The sequence below is a fragment of the Candidatus Abyssobacteria bacterium SURF_5 genome (assembly GCA_003598085.1).
Lineage (GTDB): Bacteria > Abyssobacteria > SURF-5 > SURF-5 > SURF-5 > SURF-5.
Genome location: QZKU01000063.1, coordinates 1 through 25373, shown reverse-complemented (window position 1 = coordinate 25373; position 25373 = coordinate 1). Strand labels below are relative to the sequence as shown.

Below are 25373 nucleotides of genomic sequence, written 5' to 3'. Positions count from 1 at the left end.
TTATGACTCTCAAAACCACAGGCAAGATGCCTGTGCCACCGAAAGGAAATCCCCCCTCACCTGACTCCTCTCCCTCAGGGAGAGGAAAGAGAAATCCGTAAGAAATCCGTGATATTTTGTGTGAATCCGTGGTTCCAGGAACTCGCCTGATCCAAACAGAAGATGTTTCAACGGAAATGCCGCAGGATCTCGCTGCGGCGGACGAGGCCCTTGAGCGCTTTTACCGCGCGCTCCGGGAGGGGATAGACCGGAATGCCATTGTTCTCGAAGGTTGCGATGCCGTCGGCCGTCATTTCGCTTGCGAGGCTGACGGGAAAATTGGCGCATACGATGATCGGCTTGCCGATCTCCTTCGCCAGCGGAATCAGGTACTGTGAAACGCCGAGGGTGAAAAGCGAGAGGACATCGAGGTAGAACACGATGAGGGCGTCCACATTCCGGTCCTGCAACACGAGGCGTGCCGCATCGCCGAACGTGCCCATATCGCTGACGAAGGCGAGATCGATCGGGTTGGTCCGGATCGTGAGGTCCGGCCATAGTGTTTTCAGGCCGGCCACCGTTTGGGGCGAAAGCTCGGCCATCGCCAGTCCGTGCTGCACGCACAGATCGGTGAGCATGATGCCGGGACCCGCCTGAAACGACATGATCGCCACGCGGTTGCCGGAGACGGCCGGAGCGAGCGTGAGAATCTTCGCCACATCGAGCAGCTCGACCGTATCTTGCGCCGGCACGATTCCCGCCTGCTCGAAAGCGGCGTAATACAATGAATGGCTGCCCGAAAGCGAGCCGGTGTGCGATTGCACCGCGCGAGATGCCGCCGCCGATTGTCCCACCTTCAGCCCTACCAGCGGTTTTCTGCGCGTCGCCCGGCGCGCGGCCTCCATCAGATTGCGCGGGTTCTCGATTCCCTCGACGTACAGGATGATCGTCTGCGTCTCGGGATCATCGCAGAGGTAATCGAGCAGATCGTGAAACTCCAGATTGCAGCGGTTGCCGAGCCCGACGATCTTGTTCATGCCCACCCTCTCGTCGATCGCCTGGAATCCGACCAGATGACACACGCCGCCGCTCTGGCCAAGCATGCTGATCGGGCCCGGCTTCAAATGATTGAACACCGGCGTGAACGACGCGTTCAGGCGCGCCTTTGTGTTCACCATGCCGAACGTATTCGGGCCGATAATGCGGATGCCGGCATCATCCGCTATTCTTTTCAGCTCCGCCTGCAGAGCCGCGCCCGCCGTATCCTCGAGCTCCTTGAATCCGGCGGAAATGATGACGGCTCCGGCCGCATGTTTTCGTGCGGCTGCCTCGAGCGATTCCTTCACGTGCCGCGCCTGCACGACAATGATCACCAGGTCGACGTCGCCCGGCACGTCGAGCAGGTTCGCGTAAGCGGGAAACCCGCAGATGGATTCGAGCCTGCCGTTGATCGGATACACCTTTCCCGGATAATTGATTTCCGCAAAGCTCTGAACGCACCGGTAACTCATTTTCAGCGGATTGTCCGATGCGCCCACTATGGCGACTGAGGCAGGATGGAATATGTGATCAAGCGTCTCTCGGGTGTTCATTCCTCTCCCCTGCATGGGCGAATCTTTCCTCTCTCACCTGATCTCTCTGAGCACCGCCTCGGCAAACTCCAGTGTCGAGGCGCTGCCGCCCTGGTCTCGCGTGAGCGCCTTCCTCCCGCGGTAGACGGCTTCGACCGCCTTCTCGAGAGCGGCGGCTTCGGACTGCAGGCCAAGATACTCGAGCATCATCGCCGCCGACAGAATAGTAGCCGTCGGATTCACAATACCTTTTCCTGCGATATCGGGGGCCGACCCGTGGACCGACTCGAAGTAGGCTTTCCCGTTTCCGTAGCACCCGCTCGGAGCGATTCCGAGACCGCCCACCAGCTCGGCGCCCAGATCGGAAAGGATATCTCCGAACATGTTGGACGTCACGATCACGTCCATCTCCTGCGGGAACCGCACCAAACGGCGGGCCGCGTCGTCCACATGAAAATGTTCATAGGCAAGCTCGGGATACCCCTTGAGCGTTTCCTCGACGCGCCGCTTGAAAAGGCCGCACGACTCGCGCAGCATGTTCACCTTGTGCACGCACGTGATTTTTCCCTTGCCGCCGTTCCGCTTGCGCTTGCGCGCCAATTCGCAGGCGAAACGCGCGATACGGTCGGCGCCTTCCTTCGTGATGATGCGGATGGCGAACTTTCCCTCGCCCAACTCGGCGAACCGCTTGCCCAAAAGGTCATGATAATCGGGCAGCGCCTTCGCCAGATCTGAGATATCGCCCTCCCTGCCGGGATACATCCCCTCGAGGTTTTCACGGATCACGACAAAATCGATGTCGGCCGGGTTCGACAGCGGCGAATAGGAGCCGGGATAATACTTCATCGGGCGCACGTTCGCGTACGTCCTCAGAAAGAACCGGAGATACGCCATGATGATGATGCTCGCCTCGCCGGTCGCGCCGAACAGGATGGCGTCAGCGGCCTCGCACGCTTCGCGCGCCTCGTCCGGGAACGCAGTCCCGAAATCATCGACCACCGCCTCACCGCACGGCGGCGTCTGAATATCAATTCTAAAGCCGGCCTCTTTCAGGATGGTAACCGCGGCCGATGTTATCTCCGGCCCGACTCCATCCCCGCCAAGAACCGCAACGTTCTTCATATATACCTCCTCAGCGAGCGCGAACTGTGAGACTCAGCAATTATATCTGACAAGCGATAGGGACTGACACCATTTACGGAATTCACGTCTTCTTGAATTCGTTGAATGGTATCTGTCCCCAGAGCCACGCATCATGCATTTTCCCGGATTCGGTATCCTATCACGAGACGGTCAGCAGAATCAAACATGGCTTCCGCTAAAATTTTCTTCAAAAACGGCCTGAAATGTGCTACTATACGCTGGGGAGAGGGCTTCTATCAGATCAGTTTCAGGTTCAATGAAGGCGGAATCAGTGTGAAAATTATCATTGTTGGCGGCTACGGTGACATCGGAAGCTACGTCGTGCAGAAGCTGGTGGATTCCCCGCACCAGATCACAGTGGCCGGACGAAACCTCAAGAAAGCCCGTTCACTCTGCAGCCGCTTCAAGGGATATGTCGGCGCGCTTCATTGCGATGTTGAGCATAAATCGACATTGGTCGGCGCGTTCGGAAATTTCGACCTCGTCATCAACTGTGCCGGCCCATTCTACAAGTACGGCGCAAATGTCGCCACCGCCGCCATCGAAACGAAAACGCACTACATAGACGTCTGCGATGATGCCGACCCGCTGCCCAAGCTGTTCGCGCTCGATTCGGCGGCGCGCCGCGCGGGCGTGACCGTTCTCACCGGCATGGGCTGGAATCCGGGCATCTCGAATCTTGCCGCCCGCCTCGCCGCCAATCTTCTCGACGAGATGGACGACGTCAAGATCGCGTGGGCGGCCGGTTCGGGCGACGCCGAAGGAAAGGCGGCCCTCGCGCATACGCTCCATGGCTTCACCGGTCAGATTCCAGTCTTGCGGAAAGGAAAACAGATCAATGTCCCGGCTTTCAGCGAGATGGAACTGGTCGAGTTTCCCGCTCCGCTGGGCGAACTGCCGGAGTACCTGTTCGGCCATCCCGAACCGATCACGCTCCCGAAGGAAATCGACGCACAAAACATCGAGGTCCGCGGCAGCATCAATCCCTCCTGGAACAACAGAGTCATCCGCATAGTTCGCTCGCTCGGAATGACCGGCTCGGCAAAACGGATCGACACGACTGCGGCCTTTATCCACAGCATCCAGAAGCTGTTCAGCGTCGGCGGCGTCAAGCACTCGGGCCTCAGGATCGACGTGACCGGCCGAAAAGACGGGCAGGACCGCCACCTTGTCTTCAACATGATCGACCGCATCCGCCCCTTAACCGGCACCCCGTGTGCACTCGCGGCGCTGATGCTGCTCGAAGGGGCAATTACCAGGCGCGGCGTCGTCGCCCCCGAAATGTGCATCGATCCGGTCGCATTCTTCGACCGCCTCTCCGATGAAGGCTTCAAAATCATGCGGGAGGGCAGACTCTAGGAGAGCTTTGATCCACCAACTGGAAGCCCGTGCCACCTTTGACTTTTCTTCCGTAAAGTGGTAATATTCAACTGCATATCGGGGGCGCTTAGCTCAGTTGGTTAGAGTACTTGCTTGACATGCAAGGGGTCAGTGGTTCAAGTCCACTAGCGCCCACCAAAAAATTAAAATTTGTTCTGTTTTCATGCCTGCAACAAGACCTTATGTCTTGTTTTTTGTGTTCAAGGGCACGGAATACTACGGTCTCTCACGGGAGACCAGGAAAAATGAAAGGCCTCGCCAAGCGATGGCGGAGATAACCATAAAACTTCCGGATGGCTCGGAAAAAAAATTCGAGCGCGGGGTGACTCTCGCCGAGATCGCGCAATCGCTCAGCAGGCGCCTTGCAAAGGAGGCGCTTGTCGCGCGAATCGACGGAAGACTCCTTGATCTATCGGCCAGAATCAATGAAGACGCCTCCGTCGAATTTCTTACATTCGATTCCGAGGAAGGGCGCGACGTCTTCCGCCACAGCAGCTCGCACCTCATGGCTCACGCGGTGCAGGAGCTGTATCCCGAAACCAAATTCGGCATCGGGCCTTCAATTGAGGGCGGGTTCTATTACGATTTCGACAAGCCCGGCGGCTTTACCGAAGAGGACCTCGAAAAAATTGAAAACAAGATGCGCGAGCTTGTCTCCCGCCACATCCCCTTCCGGCGTCACGAGGTCGCGCGCAACGAGGCGCTCGAGCGTTTCCGCAAGCGAAACGAACACTATAAAGTCGAGCTGATCGAGGGCATCGAGGACGACACCGTCAGCCTCTACGAAATGGGTGAATTCGTCGACTTGTGCACCGGTCCGCACGTGCCCGACAGCTCCTACATCAAGGCCTTCAAACTCACCAGCCTCGCCGGCGCATATTGGCGCGGCGACGAGCGCAATAAGATGCTCCAACGGATTTACGGCACCTCGTTCGCTAAAGAGAAGGACCTCAAGGAGCACCTGCGCCTCCTCGAGGAGGCAAAAAGACGCGACCATCGCAAACTGGGGCGCGAACTTGATCTGTTCAGTTTCCATGAGGAAGGACCCGGGTTCGCTTTTTTCCATGCGAAAGGGATGGTAATCTGGAATGCATTGCTCGATTTCTGGCGGCGCGAGCATCGGAAGGAGGGTTATGCGGAGGTGCGCACGCCCATCATCCTCACGCGCTCGCTCTGGGAGCAGTCCGGCCACTGGGAAAACTACCGCGAGAATATGTATTTCATCACGATTGACGAACGCGATTTCGCCATCAAACCGATGAACTGCCCCGGCGGCTTGCTTATTTACAAGACCAGACTCCATAGCTATCGCGAGTTTCCGATGCGCGTGGCCGAGCTTGGCCTCGTGCACCGGCACGAAAAGTCGGGCGTGCTGATGGGTCTATTCCGTGTGCGCCAGTTCACGCAGGACGATGCGCACATTTTCCTTTTACCCGAACAGATCGTCGATGAGGTCATCAACGTGATCCATTTCGTGGGTCGCATGTACAAGACGTTCGGGTTCGAGTACACGGTCGAGTTGTCGACGAAGCCGGAGAAGTACATCGGCACCGACGAGATGTGGGAACACGCAACCGGTGCGCTCGCGACGGCCCTCAACCGCATCGAGATGCCCTACAAAGTGAACGAAGGCGACGGCGCGTTTTACGGCCCTAAAATCGATTTCCACATCCGCGACTGCCTTGGCCGGACGTGGCAGTGCGCCACGATCCAGCTCGATTTCGCAATGCCCGAGAAATTCGATCTTTCTTATATCGGTTCAGACAACCAGCGCCACCGGCCCGTCATGATCCACCGGACGGTCTTCGGCTCGATCGAGCGCTTCATCGGCATCCTCACCGAGCACTTCGCCGGCGCCTTCCCGACATTCCTGGCGCCGGTGCAAGCGATGCTGCTGCCGGTAGGCGAAGCGCACCGGCCGTATGCGGCCGAACTCCTCGAGAAAATGATCGAGGCCGGCATCCGGGCCGAAGCCGATATGCGGGATGACAAGATCGGCCTCAAGATCCGCGAGGCCGAATTGCAGAAAATACCGTACATGCTGGTGGTGGGCGATAAGGAAATCTCCAGCGGAAGCGTGTCCGTCCGGCGCCACGGCACGGGCGACACCGGCCCTCAGAAATTCGAGGATTTCCTGAAGGCTCTCCAGGCTGAAATAGCCGGCTTCGGCGATGGCCCTTGAACCACAAACACATGCCTCAAATAATTCCGGAAGCAACCTTTTCAGGAGGAGGAACAAGCCATGGCGCAGGCTCCATCCCGCTGCATTAACCATCCCGAACGTACCGCAGTTGCCCGCTGCAAGCAATGCCACAAGCCGCTGTGTGAGAAGTGCGTAAAGAAGATGCCGGGCGGCGTCTACTGCGGCGATGAATGTTTCCAGAACATGAACGCCTTCCAGAACCGCGTGAAACAGCTTGAACACCAGAAGAAAAAGGGCTTGAACCTGGGCAAATGGATTCCGCAAGCCGCGATTTTGCTTCTCATCGTCGCATTGCTGTATTATGTATTCATGGTTCAAGGAGTCCGCAGTGTCGACGGACTCATCAATATGGTCAGGAATTTGATTCCATAAAAAGAGGGAGGGGGCCATGGTCTCTCAGTGGAAGAAAATCCTCGTGCTTGCCATTTTGGCTGTGGTATTGTACGGCGGTTGCAACACGCAGTCGATCCTTTGGGCGGAAAGCGTGCTTCGAAAAGATAATCCGAACTTCGCGATGACGCCCAATTTCTGTTATATGTTTGCCAATCTCGCCTACATGACGTTCCGATACCAGCTTGCAATCGACATCACGGAACGCAATCTGAAGGAGTTTCCTTACAGTTCCAGCGCGGAAAACGCCGAATTTCGGCGCGCGGTCTGCTACGAAAAGCTCGGCAGGTACGACATGGCTATCCAGCATTACGAGGACTTTCTGATTGACCATCCGAAAAGCTCGCGATACCAATCGATTGAAAATAAGCTCGCAAAGCTGAAAGCGCTTCACCAGGAAATGTAGCGGCTCTGCCGCTCCGAACAATGGCTGCTCCGGCTTCACCCGATTTCAGCGCGTCGAAAACTATCAACCCTTCCCGATCTGTGGCCGGAGATATTTGTGTCCCGCCCGATAAATCCCTCTCGCACCGCGCCGTCCTCTTGGGCTCGATTGCGCGAGGACAAACAATCATTCATAATTTCCTGCGGGCCGAGGATTGCCTGTCGACCTTGAACGCGATGCGGATGCTCGGCGTGAATGCCCTCGAGCGGGAGGCGGGGCTTGTCGAGATCGAGGGCGCAGGGCTTCACGGCCTTCGCGAGCCGTCCGGCATCATTGACTGCGGCAACTCCGGCACTACAATGCGCCTGCTGATGGGCCTGCTGGCGGCGCAGTCCTTCTCCTCCTGCCTCACGGGGGATCAATACCTCAGGAAGCGGCCGATGGACCGCGTCATCCGGCCGCTGCGGCAGATGGGGGCGCGTCTGGGCGGGCGGAATGGAGATCGCCTTGCGCCTATCGAAATCGAGGCGGGCGATCTGAAACCGATCTCGTACGATTCTCCCGTGGCAAGCGCGCAGGTGAAATCGGCAGTCCTGCTGGCCGGACTGTATTGCAACGGGACTACAACCGTCCGTGAGCCGTATAAGTCGCGAGATCATACGGAACGAATGCTGCACAGGTTTGGAGCTGATATCCGCGTCGGCGAACTTACCGCTTCGGTCATTGGGCCGGCGCGTCTGAATGGCCAACGCCTTATCGTGCCGGGCGATATCTCTTCGGCTGCATTTTTCCTGGCCGCGGCGGCTCTCCTTCCTGATTCCGAGATTCTGATAAGAAACACAGGATTGAACCCGACTCGCGCGGGCATCATGGACGTGCTCCGGAGAATGGGCGGCGAGGTGCAGGGTGCCGATAGAGAAGATAACGGATTGGATGAGCCGGCAGGCGATATCCTCATTCGCGGCGGCCGCCGACTCAAGAGCATCCGTATTTCTTCAGCGGACATACCGAGGCTGATCGATGAGATCCCTGTGATCACCGTTCTCGCCCTCAAAGCCGAAGGCTCGACCGAGATCAAGGGAGCCGCGGAACTGCGGGTGAAGGAAACCGATCGGATCGCTGCGCTCGCAAACAATCTCAAGATCTTGGGCGCTTCCATTGTCGAGAGACCCGACGGCATGATCGTCGAGGGGCCGCAGCGTCTGCGCGGCGGAACCGTCGACAGCTATGGCGATCACCGCATCGCAATGGCAATGGCCGTGGCGGCTCTTGTCGCCGAAGAGCCTGTTACCATTACCGATACAGCCTGTGTTTCGACCTCGTTTCCCAATTTCTTTAAGACGCTGGATTCGGTTGTTGTTCCGCATCGATAAAGGAGATTCCCATGACCAAAAAGTCAATTTCCGCCGCCGGTGCACCCAAGGCGGTCGGCCCATATTCGCAGGCGATAAAAGCAGGGCAATTTTACTTTCTTTCGGGCCAGATTCCCATAGACCCGGCAACGAACCAGATATTCTCCGGCACAATCGAACAGCAGACAGAACTGGTGCTGAAGAATGCAGAAAAAATTTTGGCGGCTGCAGGCGCCACATTGGCCGATGTCGTCAAAGCGACAATTTTTCTGGCCGACATGGAGGACTACCCGAAGGTCAACGGCGTCTATGCCCGCTTCTTTCCCTTCGATCCGCCGGCCCGCAGCGCCGTCCAGGTCGCCCGCCTGCCAAAAGATGTCGGCATCGAAATCGAACTCACTGCCTATGCGGAATAGGCAGCGGCGCAAAGGAGAACCATCATGAAATCGCGAATTAACACAGCTCTTTTTCTGGTGCTCGGCATCCTTTTGCTCAGTTCCGCGGCTGAGGCTGATCGCATTATTCCGGTCGGCCAAGTGACAAACCGGGTGAGGGTGCGGCATCGCCCGGATACCGACAGCCCGGCCATCGGGTCCCTCCGATTCAACGAATCGGCGGAACTTCTGGAAAGCCTTCCCTACTGGTACCACATCAAGCTGGATAACGGAGTGCCCGGATACGTCAGCAGGGCATGGACAAGAAAAGTGTCCGAAGCAGAAGGCGACGGCGAGATCGTTCGCGCCGGATACTGGAAAATCGGCTCGCCAGCCCAGAAAGAGCTCGATCTCAAGGCGGCCGCACAGGTGATCGAGCGCTATTTCGACGTGATCGCACTGTCGTGGGTCGAGCAGGAAAACTTCCCCGTTTCAGGCCGCGCGCTGCTCGACGAGCTGGGCGCGCAGTGGGCCGCTCTGCCAGCCGATTTACCGCTCTCGTGCGCTATCCTTTATCGCACTGCAATTATTAGAGCATGTCCCGAATCGAAGAATATTAAGATGCAGCCTCTCGAAACGGCTCCGGACGAAACGCCAGCTCCCATCATCGCATTCGGCTGCTTCGAGGCGCCCACGAATAAGTCGTCAACGGGAATCGACTTCCTTTTCGGGGTCTATTCCTCTCCCGGAAATGGCGAGCAGAGTCTTAAAAGCTTGGACAAGGCGATTGCCGACATTCGGACAGCCAATCCCTCGGAGCGAGACGTGCTCGTCGCGGGAACTTTCGGTGTTTCCGCCGCTGATCTCCAGGACTCGATCGAGGCGCAAGTACGCACCAGAGGCGCCGGCTCGGTCCTGGATCCTAAAGGAGAGCTAACGGGCAAGATATACGACCACCTCTTTATCGCTGATGAGGACATGACTGTAGAGTCGATTGATGCCCCACAATTGCTCGATGTTCGGTCGGCCGCCGCTTCACCTCAGGAGTTCTATTCGAAAATCAGCGATCGGCTCCCTCTCCTTCTTCGTCTTCGCACAACCGGCCCGGACGATGATTGAGAAGACCGCATCGTTTTAAGAAATAGTCTTCGTCTAACCTGCCACATTCCGCCCCCTGTTCTATTCTCAGCGCGGCAATTTCAGACAAATCCAGTCTTTTTTGCGCACCTGCTCAATAAGTGACATATTAAATAAAGATTCGACTCTAATAGATTACACTAAGCAGGTTTGGACATATTTATAAGCAATGGAGTATTTTTGCAAAGAAGTCGATGAGAACGGATCTAACATTGGGAATAGCAGGGAGCGGGGGCGATGGCGTGATCGTCGCGGGCGACTTCCTGGTCTGGGCGGCCGCCAGTGAGGGATTGTACAGCTTCATGCTCAAGAGCTTCGGATCGCAGATACGCGGCGGCGAAAGCTCGTGCAAGATTCGGGTGGGTGAAGACCCCATACTCTCGCAAGGTGACAAGCTGGATGTTCTTGTCGCTTTCAACTGGAAAGACTACGCCAAGTTTCGCTCCGAATTGGAAATAAAAGAGGGGGCGGTCGTGCTCTGTGATTCCGCCGATCCGACACCGGATGAAGATATTCCACTGCCGCGTTCGGCGCATCCCGTCCTCTACAAGATTCCGCTCCAGCAGATCGCCGCTTCGCGCACCGGTCGCGGCCCCGGCAAGAATATGGTGATGCTGGGAGTGCTTTCGGAGATGTTCGGGTTTCATGCAGATGCGATCCAGGCCGCTCTCAGGAAAAGGTTTCAGAAAAAGGGCGACGCCGTCGTTGATCTGAACCTCGGTCTGTTCGAGGCCGGCGCCGCCTATGTGCGCGAACACGTGCAGAGGCGTGATCAGCTCATTTTCTCGTATCGGAGGGCAGAGCCAAAAATGGTTATTTCCGGCAATGAGGCTCTTGCGCTTGGCGCGATAGCGGCCGGTGTCGGTTTTTTCGCCGGCTATCCGATAACGCCTGCTTCGGAAATCATTGAATATCTGGCTCGCTTGATGCCGCTGTACGATGGGGTATGGGTGCAGGCGGAGGATGAGATAGCCGCCTTGGGGATGGCCCTTGGCGCCTCGTATTCCGGCAAGCGGGCAATGACAGCGACCTCCGGTCCCGGTCTATCACTCATGAATGAGATGATCGGTCTCGCCTCGCTCGCGGAGATACCCGTGGTCATTGTCGACGTGCAGCGTGTCGGCCCGAGCACCGGCATGCCGACCAAGAGCGAGCAGTCCGACCTCCAGCAGGCCCTTTACGGCACGCACGGGGACGCCCCGCGCGTGGTTCTGGCGCCTGCGGACGTCGAGGACTGCTTCACCGTCGCGATGGACGCGGTCTGTATTGCGGAGGAGTACCAGCTTCCGGTGATCATTCTGTCCGATCAGTTCATCGGACAGCGGAAGGAATCGGTACCCAAATTCGATGCGAACCGCATTAAAGTCTGCGAGCGTCCGGTCCCGGGACCGGGAGAGCTCAGTAATTTCAAGCGGTACCTCCTCAACGAAAGCGGTATCTCGCCGATGTCGTTTCCCGGCATTAAACACGGCGAGTACACCGCCGCCGGAATCGAGCATGATGAATACGGAAATCCGACCTCCTCTCCCCAGATGCACGAACAAATGAACGCCAAGCGATTCCGCAAACTCGAGACGCTGCGCCGGCGCTGGCCGTACGTGAGGCGCTACGGTTCGAGCGGCGCGGAGGTCGGCGTCATAGGGTGGGGCTCTTCAAAGGGAGCGATAAAGGAAGCGATCCTGCGAGCCGAAGAACACGGGATCAAAGTGGCGGGCCTCGTGCCGCAGCTTATTTATCCGCCGGCCTACGAGGATTTCGAGGCGTTCCTGAAACCGCTCAAGAAAGTGATTGTGGTCGAGATGTCCTATTCCGCCCAATTCCTGAAGTACCTGAAATCGAGCTATCGCCTGCCCGACGACGTCGTCCTCCTGAAACGGAGCGGAGGGATTCCCTTCACTGTCGAAGAGATCTATCGGAAAATAGAGCAGGAGGTGACCGGCGGCGTGCGCGTCTGAAGGAGCTTTTGTAAATGCAGGCGCGCGGCGCTCTCGCCCCGAGGTGATTGAAAATGTCAGATGGCAGCGTAAAACAATTCAAAAAAGAGGTCAAGCCGGTGTGGTGCCCCGGCTGCGGCAATTACGGAGTCCTCAGCGCCGTTTTCCAGGCGTTCGGGCGGCTGGATGTGCCGCGCGAAGATATCGTGCTGGTCTCCGGCATCGGGTGTTCGAGCCGTTTGCCCGGTTATGTCAACGTGTACGGCTTTAATTCCGTGCACGGCAGGTCGTTGCCGATTGCGACAGGCGTGAAACTGGCAAAACCGGAACTCACGGTGGTCGCCGTCGGCGGCGACGGAGACGCCCTCAGCATCGGCGGCGGACACATTCCTCATATCGCGCGCAGAAACGTCGACATCACCTTCCTGATTATGGACAACAGTATTTACGCGCTCACCAAAGGGCAGGCTTCGCCCACCACACCGTTCGATGACATCACAACCACGAGCACGTACGGAACAATCGATGAGCCGCTCGATGCCGTCAGCCTCGCTCTCGCGTACGGCGTCTCGTTTGTCGCAAGGGGGCATTCGGCCGATGTGAAACATCTTGCGTCTTTAATCGTTGAAGGGATCCATCACCCCGGCTTCGCCCTCATCCACATCATCAGTCCGTGCATCACCTGGCGCGGAATGAAGGGATATGACGAGATAAAGGAGCGCACCTATTACCTCGATGAACGGCATGATCCCGCCGACAAAGCGCAAGCCGTGGCCGTCTCGCTGGAGAAGGAACGGTTGCCGCTCGGCATCATCTATCGGGAGAGAAGACCTACTTACTGGGAGAGAATCCTCGGACAAAGAGAAGACGCAAAAAGCCGCGGAGTCCCCTCCATAGAAACCCTCCTGAATCAATTCGTGCCCTGAGAACTGGAAGGGCCGGAAGCATCGCCGGTTACCGGCATAGAGCGAAACCGTCAGATTGTGGATTCTACATGTAGCCGAGCGCCTTCAGAGCCTTCTTCGTTTCTTCATCGGGCGCTTCGATAATTGATGGGACGCCGGAGCCGGTTGACCTGATCACGTCTTCGAGACGTTTTTTCAATTCAAGAAGAACGGGCTGATATTGTTTCTTATAGGCTTCCGGATTCTCCCGGGCCAACTCAAGCACATTGCGTGTCTCGTCCGGATCGTTCCTCAGGTCGTATAGAGCATAGCCGTTTACCGCCGGCGCAAAGATGAATTTGTAGCGGTCCGTCGTAAACGCCCGCAGTTCATGTTCGCCCACGCGCGGCGGCAAAAGCGTCTCGGCGTAGCTTTCGGATGGAGCGTCGTCAGACAGCCTGAAGATCAACGGAATAAGGCTCTTACCATGCACTGCATCTGAAGGTCTTATGCCCAGAAGATGATATACGGTCGGAACAATATCAATTGTCCTTACAAGACTGTCGATCGCAATGCCGTTCGGGCCCTCATACGGGAGGCGAAGCATCAGCGGCACCTTCAAGATGTTGTCGAACAGGCGCGCGCCGTGCTCGAAGTAATATTCATGCTCTCCCAGGCTTTCCCCGTGATCGCCCACTATTACAACGAACGTCGATTCGGATAGATCGAGCGCCTCGATCTTGTCCAGCAGTCGGCCCACCCAACTGTCGGTGAATACAACCTCGGTATCATAACAGTCTTTGCTCTCCCGCAGAACCGACTCCATACTTGCGTCGCGCTGCTCATCGGGGGGCGTTTTCTTCTCAATGCTCGACAGATCGGAGTTGTATGCGTAATACGGAGCGTGCGGATCGTAATAGTGGACCCAGAGGAAAAAAGGGGTTTGCCGATTCTGATCGAGCCACTCGGACGCGGCCGCCGTCACCTCATCGGCCCGCCGTTCATACCCGTTATACGTGCCCGGATAAATATTCCCGCTCAGATTCCATTCGATTTGGCGCAGGAAAGAATCCGACAGATCATCGTCATAGACATCAAAACCTTTGTCGAGTCCGAACTTCTTGTTGAGGACGAAACTGCTCACAAACGCCGCCGTGCTGTAGCCGCGTTCCCTCAAGGCCTCGGTCACCGTTATTCCCGTTTTCCGGAGCGCGTAAAGCCCGTTATCTCTTACACCGTGAAAGGTGGGGTAGAAACCGGTGAGAATCGAAACGTGGGATGGCAGCGTTATGGGCACGCACGTGTTCGCGTTCGTAAAACCGACGCCTCTCGCAAAAAAAGCATCGAGATTCGGCGTCTTGACCGCTCCCTTCCTGTAGGCGCTCACGCGGTCTTGCCTGATCGTGTCGATGGTGATGAATACGACGTTAACCCGCCGCTCCTTGACGGTGTCCAGATATGCCTGCATTCGATGCGCGCGGAAGGCGCGCGTCTTCGGCACGAGTCCAACGAGGAATCCCGCTGCTGTCAGGAACGCCACCAGAACAACTATGAGGACCTTTTGGGAACCGTGAATGTTGAGGTTTTTCAGCAGCGGCAAATTTTCAGGCCTTTATCGTTATGTTAGGACCGACCGTTTTCGTCTTGAGATTCCGGCGACTCCCGCTCTTCGCGCGCCATCACCTCGATGAATTTCGCCACGAGGTTCGGGTCAAGCTGACCCGATGCCGCGCTCGCCTCCATTTCCGCAAACGCCGCTTTCTGATCGACTGCTTTGCGGTAGGGGCGGTCGGTGGTAAGCGCATCATACGTGTCGGCGACAGCTATGATGCGCGCTTCGACCGGGATCTTGTCGCGCGCAAGGCGGGCGGGATACCCGGTGCCGTCGAAGCGCTCGTGATGCGCCCTGATCGGGTCGAGTACATCTGAGAGAAACGACAGCGACTTGATGATCTCGATGCCGATGGATGGGTGATTATGAACCTTCTCGCGCTCCTCGTTGGTGAGCTTGTCCGGTGAGCGAATAATGGCGTCGTCCAATCCGATCTTCCCCAGGTCGTGCAGCATGGCTGCCCGCCGCAACACCTGCATCCGCGAATCGTCCATTTTCAGGCTTTCGGCCATTTTGCGCGCGTATTTCGCGACTCGTTCGGAATGCCCGCGGGTATACGGGTCCTTCGCTTCGACGGTGCGAATGAGCGCAACGATCACATTTTCCGCATTCTCCAGGTCATCGGTGAGCTGCTTAATACGCAGGTGGTTTTTCACCCTCATGAGCAGTTCCTGCTCGTTGACCGGTTTGTGAATGAAATCGTCGGCGCCTGCCTCGAGCGCCTTCATTTTCGCGTCGAAATCGTCGAGGCCGGTGGCGACAATGACGGGCAGCAATGCGGTACGCGGGTTTTCTTTTATCTGCCGGCACACCTCGAAGCCGTCAAGCAATGGCATCAACAGGTCGAGGATCACCAGGTCGGGCAAGTGCGAGGCGAGCTTGCTTAACGCCTCCTGGCCGTTTTCGGCTTCAATCGTGGCGAATTCTACGCCTCGCAAGTATGTTTTCAGCAGTTCTCGCGTCAGCTTGTGGTCGTCAACAATGAGAACAAGCGCCTGCTTGCGCTGTGCGCGATCGTACTGGTCTTTTTCTGAAGACATCGTTTTATCTGCAGGAGAGTTCAGTCTCCGCTGGTTTGCTCCTGATGTTGTTGAATCAGTTCCAAAGCTCGTTCTGCGTCTTCCTCCGCAACCTTGATCCGAACGGCGCCCAACCCATCGATGTTCAGCGGCACAACAGAATGCGGTATATCAGAACTGAGCGAACATGATATGCCCTCGCTCTCCAGAAGACCTTTCACAACCAGCCCCTCCTCGTCGCCGGCCGCCACAAAAACGTCCACCAGTTGCTTGCGAGGATCGGCATCGACGTCTTCCGGCGGAAGATGGCGCACAAGCTCCTCCCTGCAATCAGGGCATCGGCTGATTCCCTGTTGATATTCGCTTCGGCACCTCGGGCAAAAGGGCATGCCTTACTCCTTTCCGCTCAACAGCTCGTATGCCTTCATGATCTCTACCACCTTCGCGTGAGCCAGCCGCTGAAACTCCTCGCCCAGGTGATTCACTTTATCCGGATGATACTTGGCCATCAACTTGCGATAGGCCCGCTTTATCTCCTCCTGCGAGGCGTTCTTTTCGACGTTCAGAATGCGAAACGGATTGAACGGCTCCTCCTGCGCAGCTGTGCTTTGCCGATCCTCCGGCTGAGAACTCCTCCGTCTCTCATCCGCCTTCTTCGACCAGTAAACCTTGTGCCGGTTTTTTGGCAGCCAGGTCGTAAAGAACCAGACGATCGCCAGAGCCACTATGACGTCGTCGAGCTGCCCAAAGAAGGGTATGACGTCCGGCATCACATCTATTTTGCTGATGACGTAAAGAATACCCAGCGCCAGAATCGTCGGTAACCAGAGGATATTTACCCCGGCCTCCCTCTTGTCCTTGTTCATCGTCCCACCCATCAGCTCCACCGATCCATCGCCGTTTCGAAGAGCTGATTGAACATTCTGCCGGCGCCAAGCCTGATAAACGCCTGCATCCGCGCCTCTTTTCCAGACTCGACCGGAAAAAACGAGAGGAGATCGATGCGCTCCTCAATCTCTCTGCGACCGCATCCCTGCTCAACTAATTGAAAGGTTTGCTCTCTCATCGCCTCAAAAAATTGGAGCAACCGGCTCACCGAAGACAAATCGCACACCTCGCCATGTCCCGGAACGACCGTGCTCACTTCCATCCGCTCTATCCGCCTGAGCGCTTCAATCCACTCCAGCAGATTACCGTCTCCGGTGTACGGATGGCGGTTATGCACGTGCACATCTCCGGTAAATACAACACCCGCCTCCGGCAGATAGATAATCGACGTGGCCGGAGTGTGTCCCCCCACGTGCATCACCTCAATCCGGCGCGAGGTTGAGCACCAGATTCTCGCTGAACGTGATGATCGGGTAACCCGGCCTCAGCCTGCTGATCTCTTGCTTTGAAACCTCGTCTATTTCGGGGAAAAAACCCTGCGCCATCTGGACGTACACCTCGCCGTCCTGCGCCGAAAAAGCCGGCTCGACCAGCGCATGAGCAACCACCCGCTCACACAGGAGCGAGTCCGTCATCACATGATCGAAATGGTAATCGGTGTTTATCAGCAGGACCGGCGGTCCCGATATTACCTCCGAAACCTGTTCCCGCCATCTGAGCGCATCGCGTGGGAGCATCGGACTGTCGATCAGGACGGCGCCCTCGCCTGTCTTCAACGCGCCGACATTCGCTCCCTCCCAGCCGGTCTCGCAGTATATCCCATCTCCAATCTCAATCATGCGTGTCCTTCCCTTTTTCGGATTATAGCACCCATTTTAAAAGCTTGTCAATGAAGGAGAACGGGGTGTAGAGGCGCCTTTTCCTCTTGCGAGTAAAGGTGGTGCAGAGCATAAAATCGCTCCAAAATGCAGCGGCCCGGGAGCAGAACGAAATTTCCGCAAGAAACACTACGTTTCCACGGATAGGAGGGGAAGGCATTTTAAACTTGACGTCCCGGGACGTCCATGCTATAATAGCTCAGATTCACGCGGTGTCGTTTGTTCTGATCCTTAGGATTCTCAAAGGCTTACACACGAAAGAGGCAGTATAGAAACAGACAGTCATACTATCCGAGGACGAGATGCAGAAAAAGTGGAACGTCCTGATTGTGCCAAACTCGCCCGGACGAGACGTTTATAGTTTTGAATTATCTCTGAAATCCCTCCGTCGAGCGGCCGCTGGGGCCGCTTCCCTATTAATCATTTCTTTTCTGGCCCTTGTGCTTGTCGGCTACACGTGGAGACAGTCGAAAGCGGACCGGATCGCCTCCCTCGAAACGCAGCTCAAGCACCGGGACGTCGAGCTTTCCCAACTCAACCGTGAGTTTGCCATGCTCAAGGACCTGGAGGAAAAACTGCGGACCATGGCGGGCCTTGAGCCGCGCGACCGGATGGAAGGCCCTCCCATGGGTGGCGGTCAGGGTGGGCCGTCTCCTTCCGACGATGTGTTTGACTACGCAGAGGTCTTCCCGGAATCCCCCGATCTTCCAAGACTGTTTTCACCCGGGGACCTCAAGAAAGGCTCCAGCGATTTAAAGAACAGTTTTGAGGAGGTTCTTCAGATCTTTGAGCGGGAAAAAGCTCGATTGTCGAGCATCCCCTCGATAAACCCGGTATGCTCGCAGGATGCCTGGATCAGCTCCGCGTTCGGGTATCGCGAAGACCCTATCAGCGGCGATAATAGATTCCATGAGGGCTGCGATATCGTTGCCCCCCGCAAAACACCTATAGTCGCGCCGGCCGACGGCATCGTTTCGTTCGCCGGCTGGAGCGAGGGCATGGGGAGAATGGTGGAGATAGAACACGGCTACGGCTATACCACCAGATATGGACACGCGGCCAAATTATTTGTGAAGCGGGGCGACATGGTGATGCGGGGCGATGTAATCGCCCACGTCGGCAGCAGCGGCCGAAGCACGGGTCCCCATCTTCATTATGAAGTCCGTTACAATAACCAGCTTGTAAACCCATACCAGTATTTGGTAGAATAAGTCGGCCGCTTTCGAAAAGAGGCAAGTCCCCCGCCGGTCCGCATGACAAACTCTTCGGACAGCGGTTTTTTTCATGAATGGGAGCAGGGAGAAACAGGCGAGTATCAGGGAGGTAGTCAGCCACCCCAAGAGCCGCATGCGCAACGGGAGCCCCCAATGGATATTTTCGGAAAAAAGAAACCCAATTCAGATAACGACCATGAAAAACCCATTTTTCCAACGAGGAGTCCTCAGATGACAACAAACACCGATAAGGTTGATACGATCATCGGCCCCGGTTCCTTGATCAAGGGAGACCTCCACTCGCGCGGGACGCTTCGCATCGACGGAAACGTGGAAGGCAACATCCGCTCCGATTCGACCGTTATTATCGGAGAAAAAGGAATGGTAAAGGCCAATGTGACCGCAGCTCTTGTCGTTATCGGAGGCACTGTTCACGGAAACGTGCACGGCCGCGAGAAAGTCGAGGTGCTTTCAACCGGCCGGATGTACGGCGATGTAACCACCGCAGCATCAAAATTCGTCGTCGCCGAAGGCGTCATCTTCGAAGGGAGATGCACCATGAATCAAGGCGACGGCGCTAAACAGCCGCAGCAGCAACAGCAGGGACAGCGCCTGCCGCGTCCGTCCGAGGACAAGCATGAGGTCTCTCCCGCCGCGAAAGGGGAGAAGAACTGATCCGCCCTTTGCGGGCGGTTTCCTTCAATGCCTGAAACCGTACTGGCGCTGATGAGCGGCGGCGTAGATAGCTCAGTCGCCGCGGCCATCCTCAAGCGGCAGGGTTTCGACATCATCGGCCTCACCATGAAGGTATGGGATGAGGCCGAAACCGATGACTCGGAGCGCCGTTGCTGCTCTTCAATCGATGCCGCCGATGCCCGCCGCGTTTGCGCAAAACTGAATTCTCCCCATTATGTTTCCAACGTCAAGGCCGCCTTTCGAAAACATGTGGTCGAGCCGTTTTGCGCCGAATACCTGATCGGGCGAACGCCCAATCCCTGCATCCGCTGCAACACCGAGATCAAATTCAACCTGATGCTGCGAAAGGCGAGCACGCTGGGAGCCGATTCTGTCGCAACCGGTCATTACGCGCGGATCTCGTTCAATGCAGACTCCGGCAGGTACCTTCTGATGAAGGGTAAGGACCTCCTGAAGGACCAGTCCTATTTCCTCTATGAATTGACACAGCGCCAGTTGGCCCGCATAAAGTTTCCGGTCGGGGAGTACACGAAGAGCGTGATACGCAAACTCGCGCGGGAACTCGGCCTGGCGACCGCAGAAAAAAAGGAGAGCCAGGAAATCTGCTTCGTTACCGGAGGAGACTACAGAGACCTTCTTTCCACGCTCGCGCCCGGCGCGTTCCAGTCCGGCCCGATCATTCACGTCAGCGGCAGGGTCCTCGGCACACATTCCGGCATCGCCAACTATACCATCGGTCAGAGACGCGGTCTCGGCATAGCTTTCGAGCGGCCTCTTTATGTGATCGGGTTCGATCTCGCCAAAAATGCCGTTCTTGTCGGTGAGTCGGAGCACGTGCTTTCCGATGCGCTCGTGGCGGAAAAAATGAACTGGATTTCCATAAAAAGGCTGGATGACCGCATGCGCGCAAAGGCGAGAATCCGATATAAACACGAGGAAAGCCCTGCGACGATTTCTCCTCTTGAAGAGGGGAAGGTGAGCGTACGATTCGACCGGGCCCAGCGCGCAATCGCTCCCGGACAGGCGGTCGTCTTCTACGACGGCGAATTAGTTATCGGCGGCGGAACAATCGCTGAAGCCGCTCGCTAGCATTCATTTCTTCTCAACGATCGAGACCAAAAAGAAATAACCGCCCACACCTTCAGCCGGCCTGTCCGGTCCTTTCAAGAGCAACGGCGAGTGCCCCATACACACCGACATTTACTCCCATCTGCGCGGGGACTATCTGCGCGCAGTCGGCAAGACGCCTCTGCGCGCGCTGCGAAACAACGCGGCGAACCGGCTCAAAAAGTTGCGACCCCGTCTGCGCCAGGCCGCCTCCAATGATAACCAGCTCAGGGTTCAGCAAATGGATGACCGTCGTGATGCCGAGACCGAGATATTCGGCGGCATCCGAAAAGATCTCGCTCGCCAGCCGGTCGCCCTTTCGTGCGGCCGCGGCAACCTCTCGCGCGGTAATCCGCCCGCCTCTCTCGATAATCTCCGCCAAAGTTGATTCGGAATTCCGGCGGATTTCCCGCTGCGCGCGCCGGGCTATGGCGGTTCCGGAGGCAAGCGCCTCAAGGCAGCCGCGGCCGCCGCAATTGCACCTCGGCCCGTTGCGGGCGAGCACGATATGCCCGAATTCGCCGGCCGAATAGTTGGTTCCGCGGTATAATTTGCCGTCCAATATGATTCCGGATCCGATACCGGTGCTCGCGGTGATGTAGAAGATGTTGCGATAACCTTTTCCGGCGCCGAAATAATGTTCCCCCAGCGCGGCGGCATTGGCGTCGTTCTCCACAAATGCGGGCGCCAAGAACTGGGCCTCAAGCTTCTGCTTGAGCGGGTACTCGTCCCAGGCGGGCAGGTTGGGAGGCGAATAGATCACGCCGGTCTCGGAATCGAGCGGACCCCCGCAGCCGGCGCCGATGCAAAGCAAATCTCCCGCGCGCGTTCCCGTCTTGTCCAGCAGCGAATACAACAGCATCGCGATCCGCCCGAAGACCTCGTCGGGTCCGCCTTCCACAAGCGTCGGCCTGCGCCCGCTCGCCAGCATCTGTCTCCCCTCAAAGACAGCGGCGGCCAACTTCGTGCCGCCGACATCAAGAGCAACAATGCGCTTTTCTTTCATGAACCAGATTGTACAGCAACCGAGATGTTATTTCAAAAGGAAAACAGAAGGCATCCAGGAAAAACCGCCCGCCCGCTGGGCCCCCGCCGGGTTCACCCATTGACATGGGCTGTGGCGATAGCTAGAATGAAGCCCAATAAACGCCACTACCCGCACCAATTAATCATTTCATGAAAGTAAACATGAAGAAAAGAAACATCATTGGGGGAATTCTTTTCCTTCTCATGGTCGCCGGCCTTATCCTGGTCGGAATTGTCCGCATCCAGCTCGGCCGATCGCTGCCCGAAGTATCGGGAAAGATAAACGTGAAAGGGTTGTCGGCGCAGGTGGATGTATATCGCGACGAGTATGGCATTCCGCACATTTACGCCGAGAACCGGCGCGACCTGATGTTTGCCGTCGGCTATGTGACGGCGCAGGATCGGTTGTGGCAGATGGACTTAACGCGCCGCGCAGCCACCGGGCGCCTCGCGGAAATCCTCGGGGAAACCGTTCTCCGCACCGATCTGCTCATGCGCACCATCGGACTCGAGCGGACCGCCCGCCGGCAATGGGAACAGCTTTCTCCCGAAAGCGCAGCCATGCTGTCCGCATTCTCGGACGGAGTGAACGCATATCTGGAAAAAGCAAGCTCGCTGCCGCCCGAATTCCGCCTGCTGAAGTACACGCCGGAGCCGTGGCAACCGCCGGACAGCCTGGCGATCTCCCGGCTGCTCGGCTGGCAGCTTTCAAAAAATCATGAGAGCGAGATCGTGATGATGAGAATCGCGGCCCAAGTGGGCGCCGACCGAGCCGCTGACTTATCTCCTGTTTATCCTGCAACCGGTCCCTTTATCCTTGATGCGGGCACAGTTGAGCGCATGATGCAGACAAGCCTTCTCGGCGGCTCGCGTGTTCTTGGCGGCATCATCGGGACGTGCGGCGGCAGCAATAGCTGGGTGCTCGCTCCCTCACGGACAACCAGCGGCGCGGCCATCCTCGCGAATGATCCTCATTTGAGCGGCACGCGCATGCCGTCCATCTGGTATTACGTCCATCTGATGGGTGGAGGACTCGATGTGATAGGTGCTCTCGTGCCGGGAACGCCCCTGCCGCTGCTCGGGCACAACCGCCACATCGGCTGGGGAATAACCAACATGAATGCCGACGTGCAGGATATCTTTATCGAGCGGGTCAATCCTGACGACCCGAACCAGTACGAATTCGACGGCGCATGGGTCGATATGGACACTACGCGCGAACGCATACCCTTTCGGGCGGATGAAGGCGAGCTCCTCTATATAGAAAAAGAAATCCGGCGCACGATCCATGGGCCGGTGATGAATGACGCGATCCCAAAGGCAATGAACGTCGTCAGTCTCAGTTGGACCGGATTTGAGCCGACGCCGGATTTCGAAGCTCTGCTCGGAATCAACACAGCCCAAAATTGGAACGAGTTTCGGCAGGCGCTACAACATTTCGGCGTTGCTCCGCAAAATTTCATTTATGCCGACACCGATGGAAACATCGGGTACTCCGGAGCCGGCCTGATCCCAATCCGGCCGGACGGCAACGGCGTTTTCCCGCGAGACGGCTGGAAGAGCGCCACCGCATGGCAGGGCTGGATTCCCTTTGAGGAGTTGCCGCATGAGTTCAATCCCGCACGAGGCTACCTGGTGACGGCAAACAACCGCGTTGTCGGCGACGACTATCCGCATTTCCTTTCCGCGGAATGGGCGCCGAATTTTCGGAGCCGGCGCATCACCGATCTCATCGACGAGAAAGAGCGCCACGACGTCGAGGACATCGCCCGCATGCAGATGGATGATACCTCGCTCCTGGCGCAGCTTATCTGCAACAGAATCGAGCCGGCGCTCTTGACGCTGCAGCAGCAGAACCTGCGGGAGGCGGCGCGCCTGCTGACGGTGTGGGACGGCAAAAATTCCACTGATAGCCCGGCTTCGCTCCTGTACCATGAGTTTCTTCTCAGATTCGCGCTCAACACGTTTTCGGATGAATTCGGGAAGAGCCTCGCATCCGACTACCTCAGCCAGTATTACCTGTGGCTGGAGCGGTTTGTCGAATTGATGAACGAAGACTCCCGCTGGTTCGACAACGTGAAGACAGGGCCGGTTGAAACGCGTGACGAGATTATAATCCTGAGCTTCAAGCAGGCCGTCAATGCGCTGGAAGAAAAATACGGGAAAAACATGTTTGACTGGCGCTGGGACAGTGCACACACAGTCCAGTTCCGACATCCCCTGGATAAGAGCAGCATCGCAAAGCGGCTGTTTAATCTCGGACCCTTCCCGTTCCCGGGAGACGGAGAGACAATCAACCGCGGCACCTTCGAATTCAATGAACCATACGTGGTAAGCATGGCCGCATCTATCCGCCATATCATGGATTTTTCCGGGCTGCACACCACCCTCGGCATCCACACCACCGGCCAATCCGGCCATCCTCTGAACGCCCATTATGACGATTATGCCGGCCGGTGGCTGAGGGGCGAGTATATCCCGCTCATGATGAACAAACAGGATTTCATTGGAGGCGTCGAGGGGCATCTGCAACTAATGCCCAACAGCCGGTAGGCGACGCCCGCAGACGGAGAGAACAAGTCACAATGATCAGGGAAACGACAACCGAGACATTCTTCAGCGAGATTATCCGGAATCGCGCCGACTATTTGCGCGACCTGAAAAAGCGGACAGCTAAGAAGATATTCGGATACTTCTGCACGTACACGCCCGAAGAGCTGCTGTACGCGGCGGGAATACATCCGGTTCGCCTGTTCGGCGGAACGGAAGACATCACTCAGGCCGACACGCTCATCCAGAGTTTCGTGTGTCCGTTCGTGCGGGGAGTGCTCGATATGGCGCTCAAGGGCGGATTCGACTACCTCGATGGAATCGTGCACGCCTATACCTGCGACGCCACATGCGGATTGTTCGGCATCTGGCAGCGCAATATCAAAACGGATTTTGCCTACATGTTTTCACCTCCGTATTTCCCGAGCGAAAGTTCGATCGGGCAGATGGCCCGGGAATTGAAGAAACTGGCTGAAGCTCTCGAGGAATATTCAGGCCGGACAATCACGGAAGATTCTCTGCACAAAGCCATCGACGCCGCCAACAGGAAACGCTCCGTTCTGAAACGGCTGTACTCGGTTCGCGCGGCGAACCCCAGTCCGATCGCCGGCAGTAAGGTGCTCGATGTCGTTCTTGCAGGCTCGCTGATGCCGCCGGAGGACTTCTCGGACGCGGTCGAATCGCTCATCGGACACATCATGAGAGCGGCCGGTTGCGGGCAAGACCCGCACAGGATCTATGTTTCCGGAAGCGAGTTGCACGATCCGGAGATACTGAAGGTTATCGAAGAGGCCGGCGCGGCCATTGTCGGTGATGACCTGTGCACCGGTTCGCGCGGCTTTTACGATCTCGTCGAGCCGGCGCAGGACCCCTTCGAGGCGCTTGCGCGCCGCTATGTCGGGCGGATCCCCTGTCCCAGCCGGCTGCCGGTCAGGCGGCGGCTCGAATATATTCTCGAAGGCATGCGCGAGAGCCGGGCCGAGGCTCTCATTTTCATAATCCAGAAATTCTGTGACCCCCATCTGGCCGAACAACCTTTATTGAGCGGCTGGCTTAAGGAAGCCAACGGCATCCCCAACATGGTCATCGAGACCGAGCACCGCCTCGGGCCGGGCCACGGACAGTTGCGCACCCGGATTCAAAGTTTTCTCGAAATGATCTCGCAATAGGCGCAAACAGGCTCCTATACCCTCGCAGCTTACATGTGCTTTGTGAGGTGAAATTTCGCCGGAGAATTAGTATGCAGGTCTATCTCATAATAGACATCGAAGTGATCGACCAGGCCCTCTATTCCGAATACGTGCGAAAAGTGCCCGCTACTGTCGAAAAATACGGCGGGCGCTACCTCGCTCGCGGCGGAAACATCAGGACGCTTTCGGGCGATTGGCGGCCGGAACGCATTATCCTGATCGAGTTTCCGTCAGCTGAAGCCCTGCGGGGATGGATCAGCTCCCCGGACTACGCCGCCTTGCGCGACATCAGAGAGCGGTCCACGCGAGACAGAGCGATCATCGTCGAAGGGGTTCCCTCTTCCGGGGAATGAATGGAATGATCAGCGATTCCGCAAACCGGGTGGGGAATTCCCACATAAGTTCTTGAGTTGCCTTAAGTAATCCCACCAGCAGATTTCTTGAGCAAAGTCGCGATCAAA

General features: G+C 57.0%; 25 protein-coding genes and 1 tRNA gene. 17 read left to right on the top strand and 9 right to left on the bottom strand.

Going from position 1 to position 25373, the window contains the following annotated elements; translation table 11 throughout:
- Positions 1–167: 167 nt before the first annotated feature.
- Both C4520_09060 and C4520_09055 read right to left on the bottom strand, forming a co-directional pair.
- Positions 168–1586 (bottom strand): hypothetical protein, encoded by a 1419-nt coding sequence (locus C4520_09060; GenBank protein RJP21936.1) that lies wholly within the window; start codon positions 1584–1586, stop codon positions 168–170.
- A gap of 18 nt (positions 1587–1604) precedes the next feature.
- Positions 1605–2672: an isocitrate/isopropylmalate dehydrogenase family protein gene (locus C4520_09055; protein RJP21935.1), complete on the bottom strand. Its 1068-nt coding sequence runs from the start codon at positions 2670–2672 to the stop codon at positions 1605–1607.
- Between the two features lie 105 nt (positions 2673–2777).
- On the opposite strand from C4520_09055, the gene C4520_09050 reads away from it, so the two are divergent.
- The 10 genes from C4520_09050 (at position 2778) to C4520_09005 (ending at position 12774) form a co-directional block, all read left to right on the top strand.
- The gene (locus tag C4520_09050; protein ID RJP21934.1) at positions 2778–4052 is read left to right on the top strand and encodes an NAD-dependent epimerase/dehydratase family protein; all 1275 of its coding nucleotides are present in this window, start codon (positions 2778–2780) and stop codon (positions 4050–4052) included.
- Between the two features lie 82 nt (positions 4053–4134).
- Positions 4135–4211 (top strand) — tRNA-Val (locus C4520_09045).
- Positions 4212–4338: 127 nt separating this feature from the next.
- A complete protein-coding gene (thrS, locus tag C4520_09040; protein RJP21933.1) occupies positions 4339–6255 on the top strand; it encodes a threonine--tRNA ligase in 1917 nt (638 codons plus the stop codon).
- Positions 6256–6315: 60 nt separating this feature from the next.
- Complete coding sequence (locus tag C4520_09035) at positions 6316–6648, top strand: hypothetical protein (GenBank protein ID RJP21932.1); 333 nt, start codon at positions 6316–6318, stop codon at positions 6646–6648.
- Positions 6649–6664: 16 nt separating this feature from the next.
- A complete protein-coding gene (locus C4520_09030) occupies positions 6665–7072 on the top strand; it encodes a hypothetical protein (GenBank protein RJP21931.1) in 408 nt (135 codons plus the stop codon).
- Between the two features lie 20 nt (positions 7073–7092).
- Entirely contained in the window at positions 7093–8424 is a 1332-nt protein-coding gene (gene aroA, locus C4520_09025; protein ID RJP21930.1) for a 3-phosphoshikimate 1-carboxyvinyltransferase, read from the top strand.
- A gap of 11 nt (positions 8425–8435) precedes the next feature.
- Complete coding sequence (locus tag C4520_09020; GenBank protein RJP21929.1) at positions 8436–8819, top strand: deaminase; 384 nt, start codon at positions 8436–8438, stop codon at positions 8817–8819.
- Positions 8820–8843: 24 nt separating this feature from the next.
- On the top strand, positions 8844–9896 hold the full coding sequence (locus tag C4520_09015) for an SH3 domain-containing protein (protein ID RJP21928.1): 1053 nt from the start codon (positions 8844–8846) through the stop codon (positions 9894–9896).
- A 212-nt stretch (positions 9897–10108) separates the two neighbouring features.
- Entirely contained in the window at positions 10109–11869 is a 1761-nt protein-coding gene (locus C4520_09010) for a 2-oxoacid:acceptor oxidoreductase subunit alpha (GenBank protein ID RJP21927.1), read from the top strand.
- A 53-nt stretch (positions 11870–11922) separates the two neighbouring features.
- Positions 11923–12774 carry a 2-oxoacid:ferredoxin oxidoreductase subunit beta gene (locus C4520_09005; protein RJP21926.1) on the top strand — a complete coding sequence of 284 codons (852 nt, stop codon included), beginning with the start codon at positions 11923–11925 and terminating at the stop codon, positions 12772–12774.
- Between the two features lie 64 nt (positions 12775–12838).
- On the opposite strand, the gene C4520_09000 is transcribed toward C4520_09005, so the two are convergent.
- From C4520_09000 to C4520_08975, 6 genes are read right to left on the bottom strand one after another with little or no spacing between them, the layout of a single operon-like run.
- Positions 12839–14332 (bottom strand): hypothetical protein, encoded by a 1494-nt coding sequence (locus C4520_09000; protein RJP21925.1) that lies wholly within the window; start codon positions 14330–14332, stop codon positions 12839–12841.
- A 23-nt stretch (positions 14333–14355) separates the two neighbouring features.
- Complete coding sequence (locus C4520_08995) at positions 14356–15384, bottom strand: response regulator (protein RJP21924.1); 1029 nt, start codon at positions 15382–15384, stop codon at positions 14356–14358.
- Between the two features lie 20 nt (positions 15385–15404).
- Positions 15405–15752: a hypothetical protein gene (locus C4520_08990; protein RJP21923.1), complete on the bottom strand. Its 348-nt coding sequence runs from the start codon at positions 15750–15752 to the stop codon at positions 15405–15407.
- 3 nt (positions 15753–15755) lie between these two features.
- The gene (locus C4520_08985) at positions 15756–16241 is read right to left on the bottom strand and encodes a DUF1232 domain-containing protein (GenBank protein RJP21922.1); all 486 of its coding nucleotides are present in this window, start codon (positions 16239–16241) and stop codon (positions 15756–15758) included.
- The gene (locus C4520_08980) at positions 16241–16669 is read right to left on the bottom strand and encodes an MBL fold metallo-hydrolase (GenBank protein RJP21921.1); all 429 of its coding nucleotides are present in this window, start codon (positions 16667–16669) and stop codon (positions 16241–16243) included. The genes C4520_08985 and C4520_08980 overlap by 1 nt, the downstream gene beginning before the upstream one ends.
- Positions 16670–16673: 4 nt before the next feature.
- A complete protein-coding gene (locus C4520_08975) occupies positions 16674–17090 on the bottom strand; it encodes a hypothetical protein (protein RJP21920.1) in 417 nt (138 codons plus the stop codon).
- A gap of 86 nt (positions 17091–17176) precedes the next feature.
- Here C4520_08975 and C4520_08970 point away from each other — a divergent pair, with 86 nt between their 5' ends.
- Genes C4520_08970 through mnmA form a run of 4 tightly spaced genes read left to right on the top strand, consistent with a single transcriptional unit; the run spans position 17177 to position 20128 of the window.
- Entirely contained in the window at positions 17177–17401 is a 225-nt protein-coding gene (locus C4520_08970) for a hypothetical protein (protein RJP21919.1), read from the top strand.
- Positions 17402–17431: 30 nt separating this feature from the next.
- Positions 17432–18340 (top strand): M23 family metallopeptidase, encoded by a 909-nt coding sequence (locus C4520_08965; GenBank protein ID RJP21918.1) that lies wholly within the window; start codon positions 17432–17434, stop codon positions 18338–18340.
- Between the two features lie 42 nt (positions 18341–18382).
- Positions 18383–19018 carry a polymer-forming cytoskeletal protein gene (locus tag C4520_08960; GenBank protein RJP21917.1) on the top strand — a complete coding sequence of 212 codons (636 nt, stop codon included), beginning with the start codon at positions 18383–18385 and terminating at the stop codon, positions 19016–19018.
- 27 nt (positions 19019–19045) lie between these two features.
- Positions 19046–20128, top strand: a complete 1083-nt coding sequence (mnmA, locus tag C4520_08955; GenBank protein ID RJP21916.1) for a tRNA 2-thiouridine(34) synthase MnmA — start codon at positions 19046–19048, stop codon at positions 20126–20128.
- 52 nt (positions 20129–20180) lie between these two features.
- On the opposite strand, the gene C4520_08950 is transcribed toward mnmA, so the two are convergent.
- Complete coding sequence (locus C4520_08950) at positions 20181–21152, bottom strand: ROK family protein (GenBank protein RJP21915.1); 972 nt, start codon at positions 21150–21152, stop codon at positions 20181–20183.
- 170 nt (positions 21153–21322) lie between these two features.
- Between C4520_08950 and C4520_08945 the strand changes: the two genes are divergently transcribed.
- The 3 genes from C4520_08945 (at position 21323) to C4520_08935 (ending at position 25265) form a co-directional block, all read left to right on the top strand.
- Positions 21323–23725 (top strand): penicillin acylase family protein, encoded by a 2403-nt coding sequence (locus C4520_08945; protein RJP21914.1) that lies wholly within the window; start codon positions 21323–21325, stop codon positions 23723–23725.
- 32 nt (positions 23726–23757) lie between these two features.
- Complete coding sequence (locus tag C4520_08940; GenBank protein RJP21913.1) at positions 23758–24891, top strand: 2-hydroxyacyl-CoA dehydratase; 1134 nt, start codon at positions 23758–23760, stop codon at positions 24889–24891.
- Positions 24892–24962: 71 nt separating this feature from the next.
- Positions 24963–25265 carry a DUF1330 domain-containing protein gene (locus C4520_08935; GenBank protein ID RJP21912.1) on the top strand — a complete coding sequence of 101 codons (303 nt, stop codon included), beginning with the start codon at positions 24963–24965 and terminating at the stop codon, positions 25263–25265.
- The last annotated feature ends 108 nt before the right edge of the window (positions 25266–25373 follow it).

Excerpts from the sequence above, each read along its gene's own strand:
- C4520_08965 (RJP21918.1), top strand. The coding sequence starts at position 17,432 with ATGCAGAAAAAGTGGAACGTCCTGATTGTGCCAAACTCGCCCGGACGA.
- C4520_09010 (RJP21927.1), top strand. The coding sequence starts at position 10,109 with ATGAGAACGGATCTAACATTGGGAATAGCAGGGAGCGGGGGCGATGGC.
- C4520_08950 (RJP21915.1), bottom strand. The coding sequence starts at position 21,152 with ATGAAAGAAAAGCGCATTGTTGCTCTTGATGTCGGCGGCACGAAGTTG.
- C4520_08940 (RJP21913.1), top strand. The coding sequence starts at position 23,758 with ATGATCAGGGAAACGACAACCGAGACATTCTTCAGCGAGATTATCCGG.
- mnmA (RJP21916.1), top strand. The coding sequence starts at position 19,046 with ATGCCTGAAACCGTACTGGCGCTGATGAGCGGCGGCGTAGATAGCTCA.
- C4520_08945 (RJP21914.1), top strand. The coding sequence starts at position 21,323 with ATGAAAGTAAACATGAAGAAAAGAAACATCATTGGGGGAATTCTTTTC.
- aroA (RJP21930.1), top strand. The coding sequence starts at position 7,093 with ATGGCTGCTCCGGCTTCACCCGATTTCAGCGCGTCGAAAACTATCAAC.
- thrS (RJP21933.1), top strand. The coding sequence starts at position 4,339 with ATGGCGGAGATAACCATAAAACTTCCGGATGGCTCGGAAAAAAAATTC.
- C4520_08935 (RJP21912.1), top strand. The coding sequence starts at position 24,963 with ATGCAGGTCTATCTCATAATAGACATCGAAGTGATCGACCAGGCCCTC.
- C4520_08960 (RJP21917.1), top strand. The coding sequence starts at position 18,383 with ATGACAAACTCTTCGGACAGCGGTTTTTTTCATGAATGGGAGCAGGGA.
- C4520_08995 (RJP21924.1), bottom strand. The coding sequence starts at position 15,384 with ATGTCTTCAGAAAAAGACCAGTACGATCGCGCACAGCGCAAGCAGGCG.
- C4520_08975 (RJP21920.1), bottom strand. The coding sequence starts at position 17,090 with ATGATTGAGATTGGAGATGGGATATACTGCGAGACCGGCTGGGAGGGA.
- C4520_09035 (RJP21932.1), top strand. The coding sequence starts at position 6,316 with ATGGCGCAGGCTCCATCCCGCTGCATTAACCATCCCGAACGTACCGCA.
- C4520_09020 (RJP21929.1), top strand. The coding sequence starts at position 8,436 with ATGACCAAAAAGTCAATTTCCGCCGCCGGTGCACCCAAGGCGGTCGGC.
- C4520_08980 (RJP21921.1), bottom strand. The coding sequence starts at position 16,669 with ATGCACGTGGGGGGACACACTCCGGCCACGTCGATTATCTATCTGCCG.
- C4520_09055 (RJP21935.1), bottom strand. The coding sequence starts at position 2,672 with ATGAAGAACGTTGCGGTTCTTGGCGGGGATGGAGTCGGGCCGGAGATA.
- C4520_09015 (RJP21928.1), top strand. The coding sequence starts at position 8,844 with ATGAAATCGCGAATTAACACAGCTCTTTTTCTGGTGCTCGGCATCCTT.
- C4520_09050 (RJP21934.1), top strand. The coding sequence starts at position 2,778 with ATGGTATCTGTCCCCAGAGCCACGCATCATGCATTTTCCCGGATTCGG.
- C4520_09005 (RJP21926.1), top strand. The coding sequence starts at position 11,923 with ATGTCAGATGGCAGCGTAAAACAATTCAAAAAAGAGGTCAAGCCGGTG.
- C4520_09030 (RJP21931.1), top strand. The coding sequence starts at position 6,665 with ATGGTCTCTCAGTGGAAGAAAATCCTCGTGCTTGCCATTTTGGCTGTG.
- C4520_09060 (RJP21936.1), bottom strand. The coding sequence starts at position 1,586 with ATGCAGGGGAGAGGAATGAACACCCGAGAGACGCTTGATCACATATTC.
- C4520_08985 (RJP21922.1), bottom strand. The coding sequence starts at position 16,241 with ATGGGTGGGACGATGAACAAGGACAAGAGGGAGGCCGGGGTAAATATC.
- C4520_08990 (RJP21923.1), bottom strand. The coding sequence starts at position 15,752 with ATGCCCTTTTGCCCGAGGTGCCGAAGCGAATATCAACAGGGAATCAGC.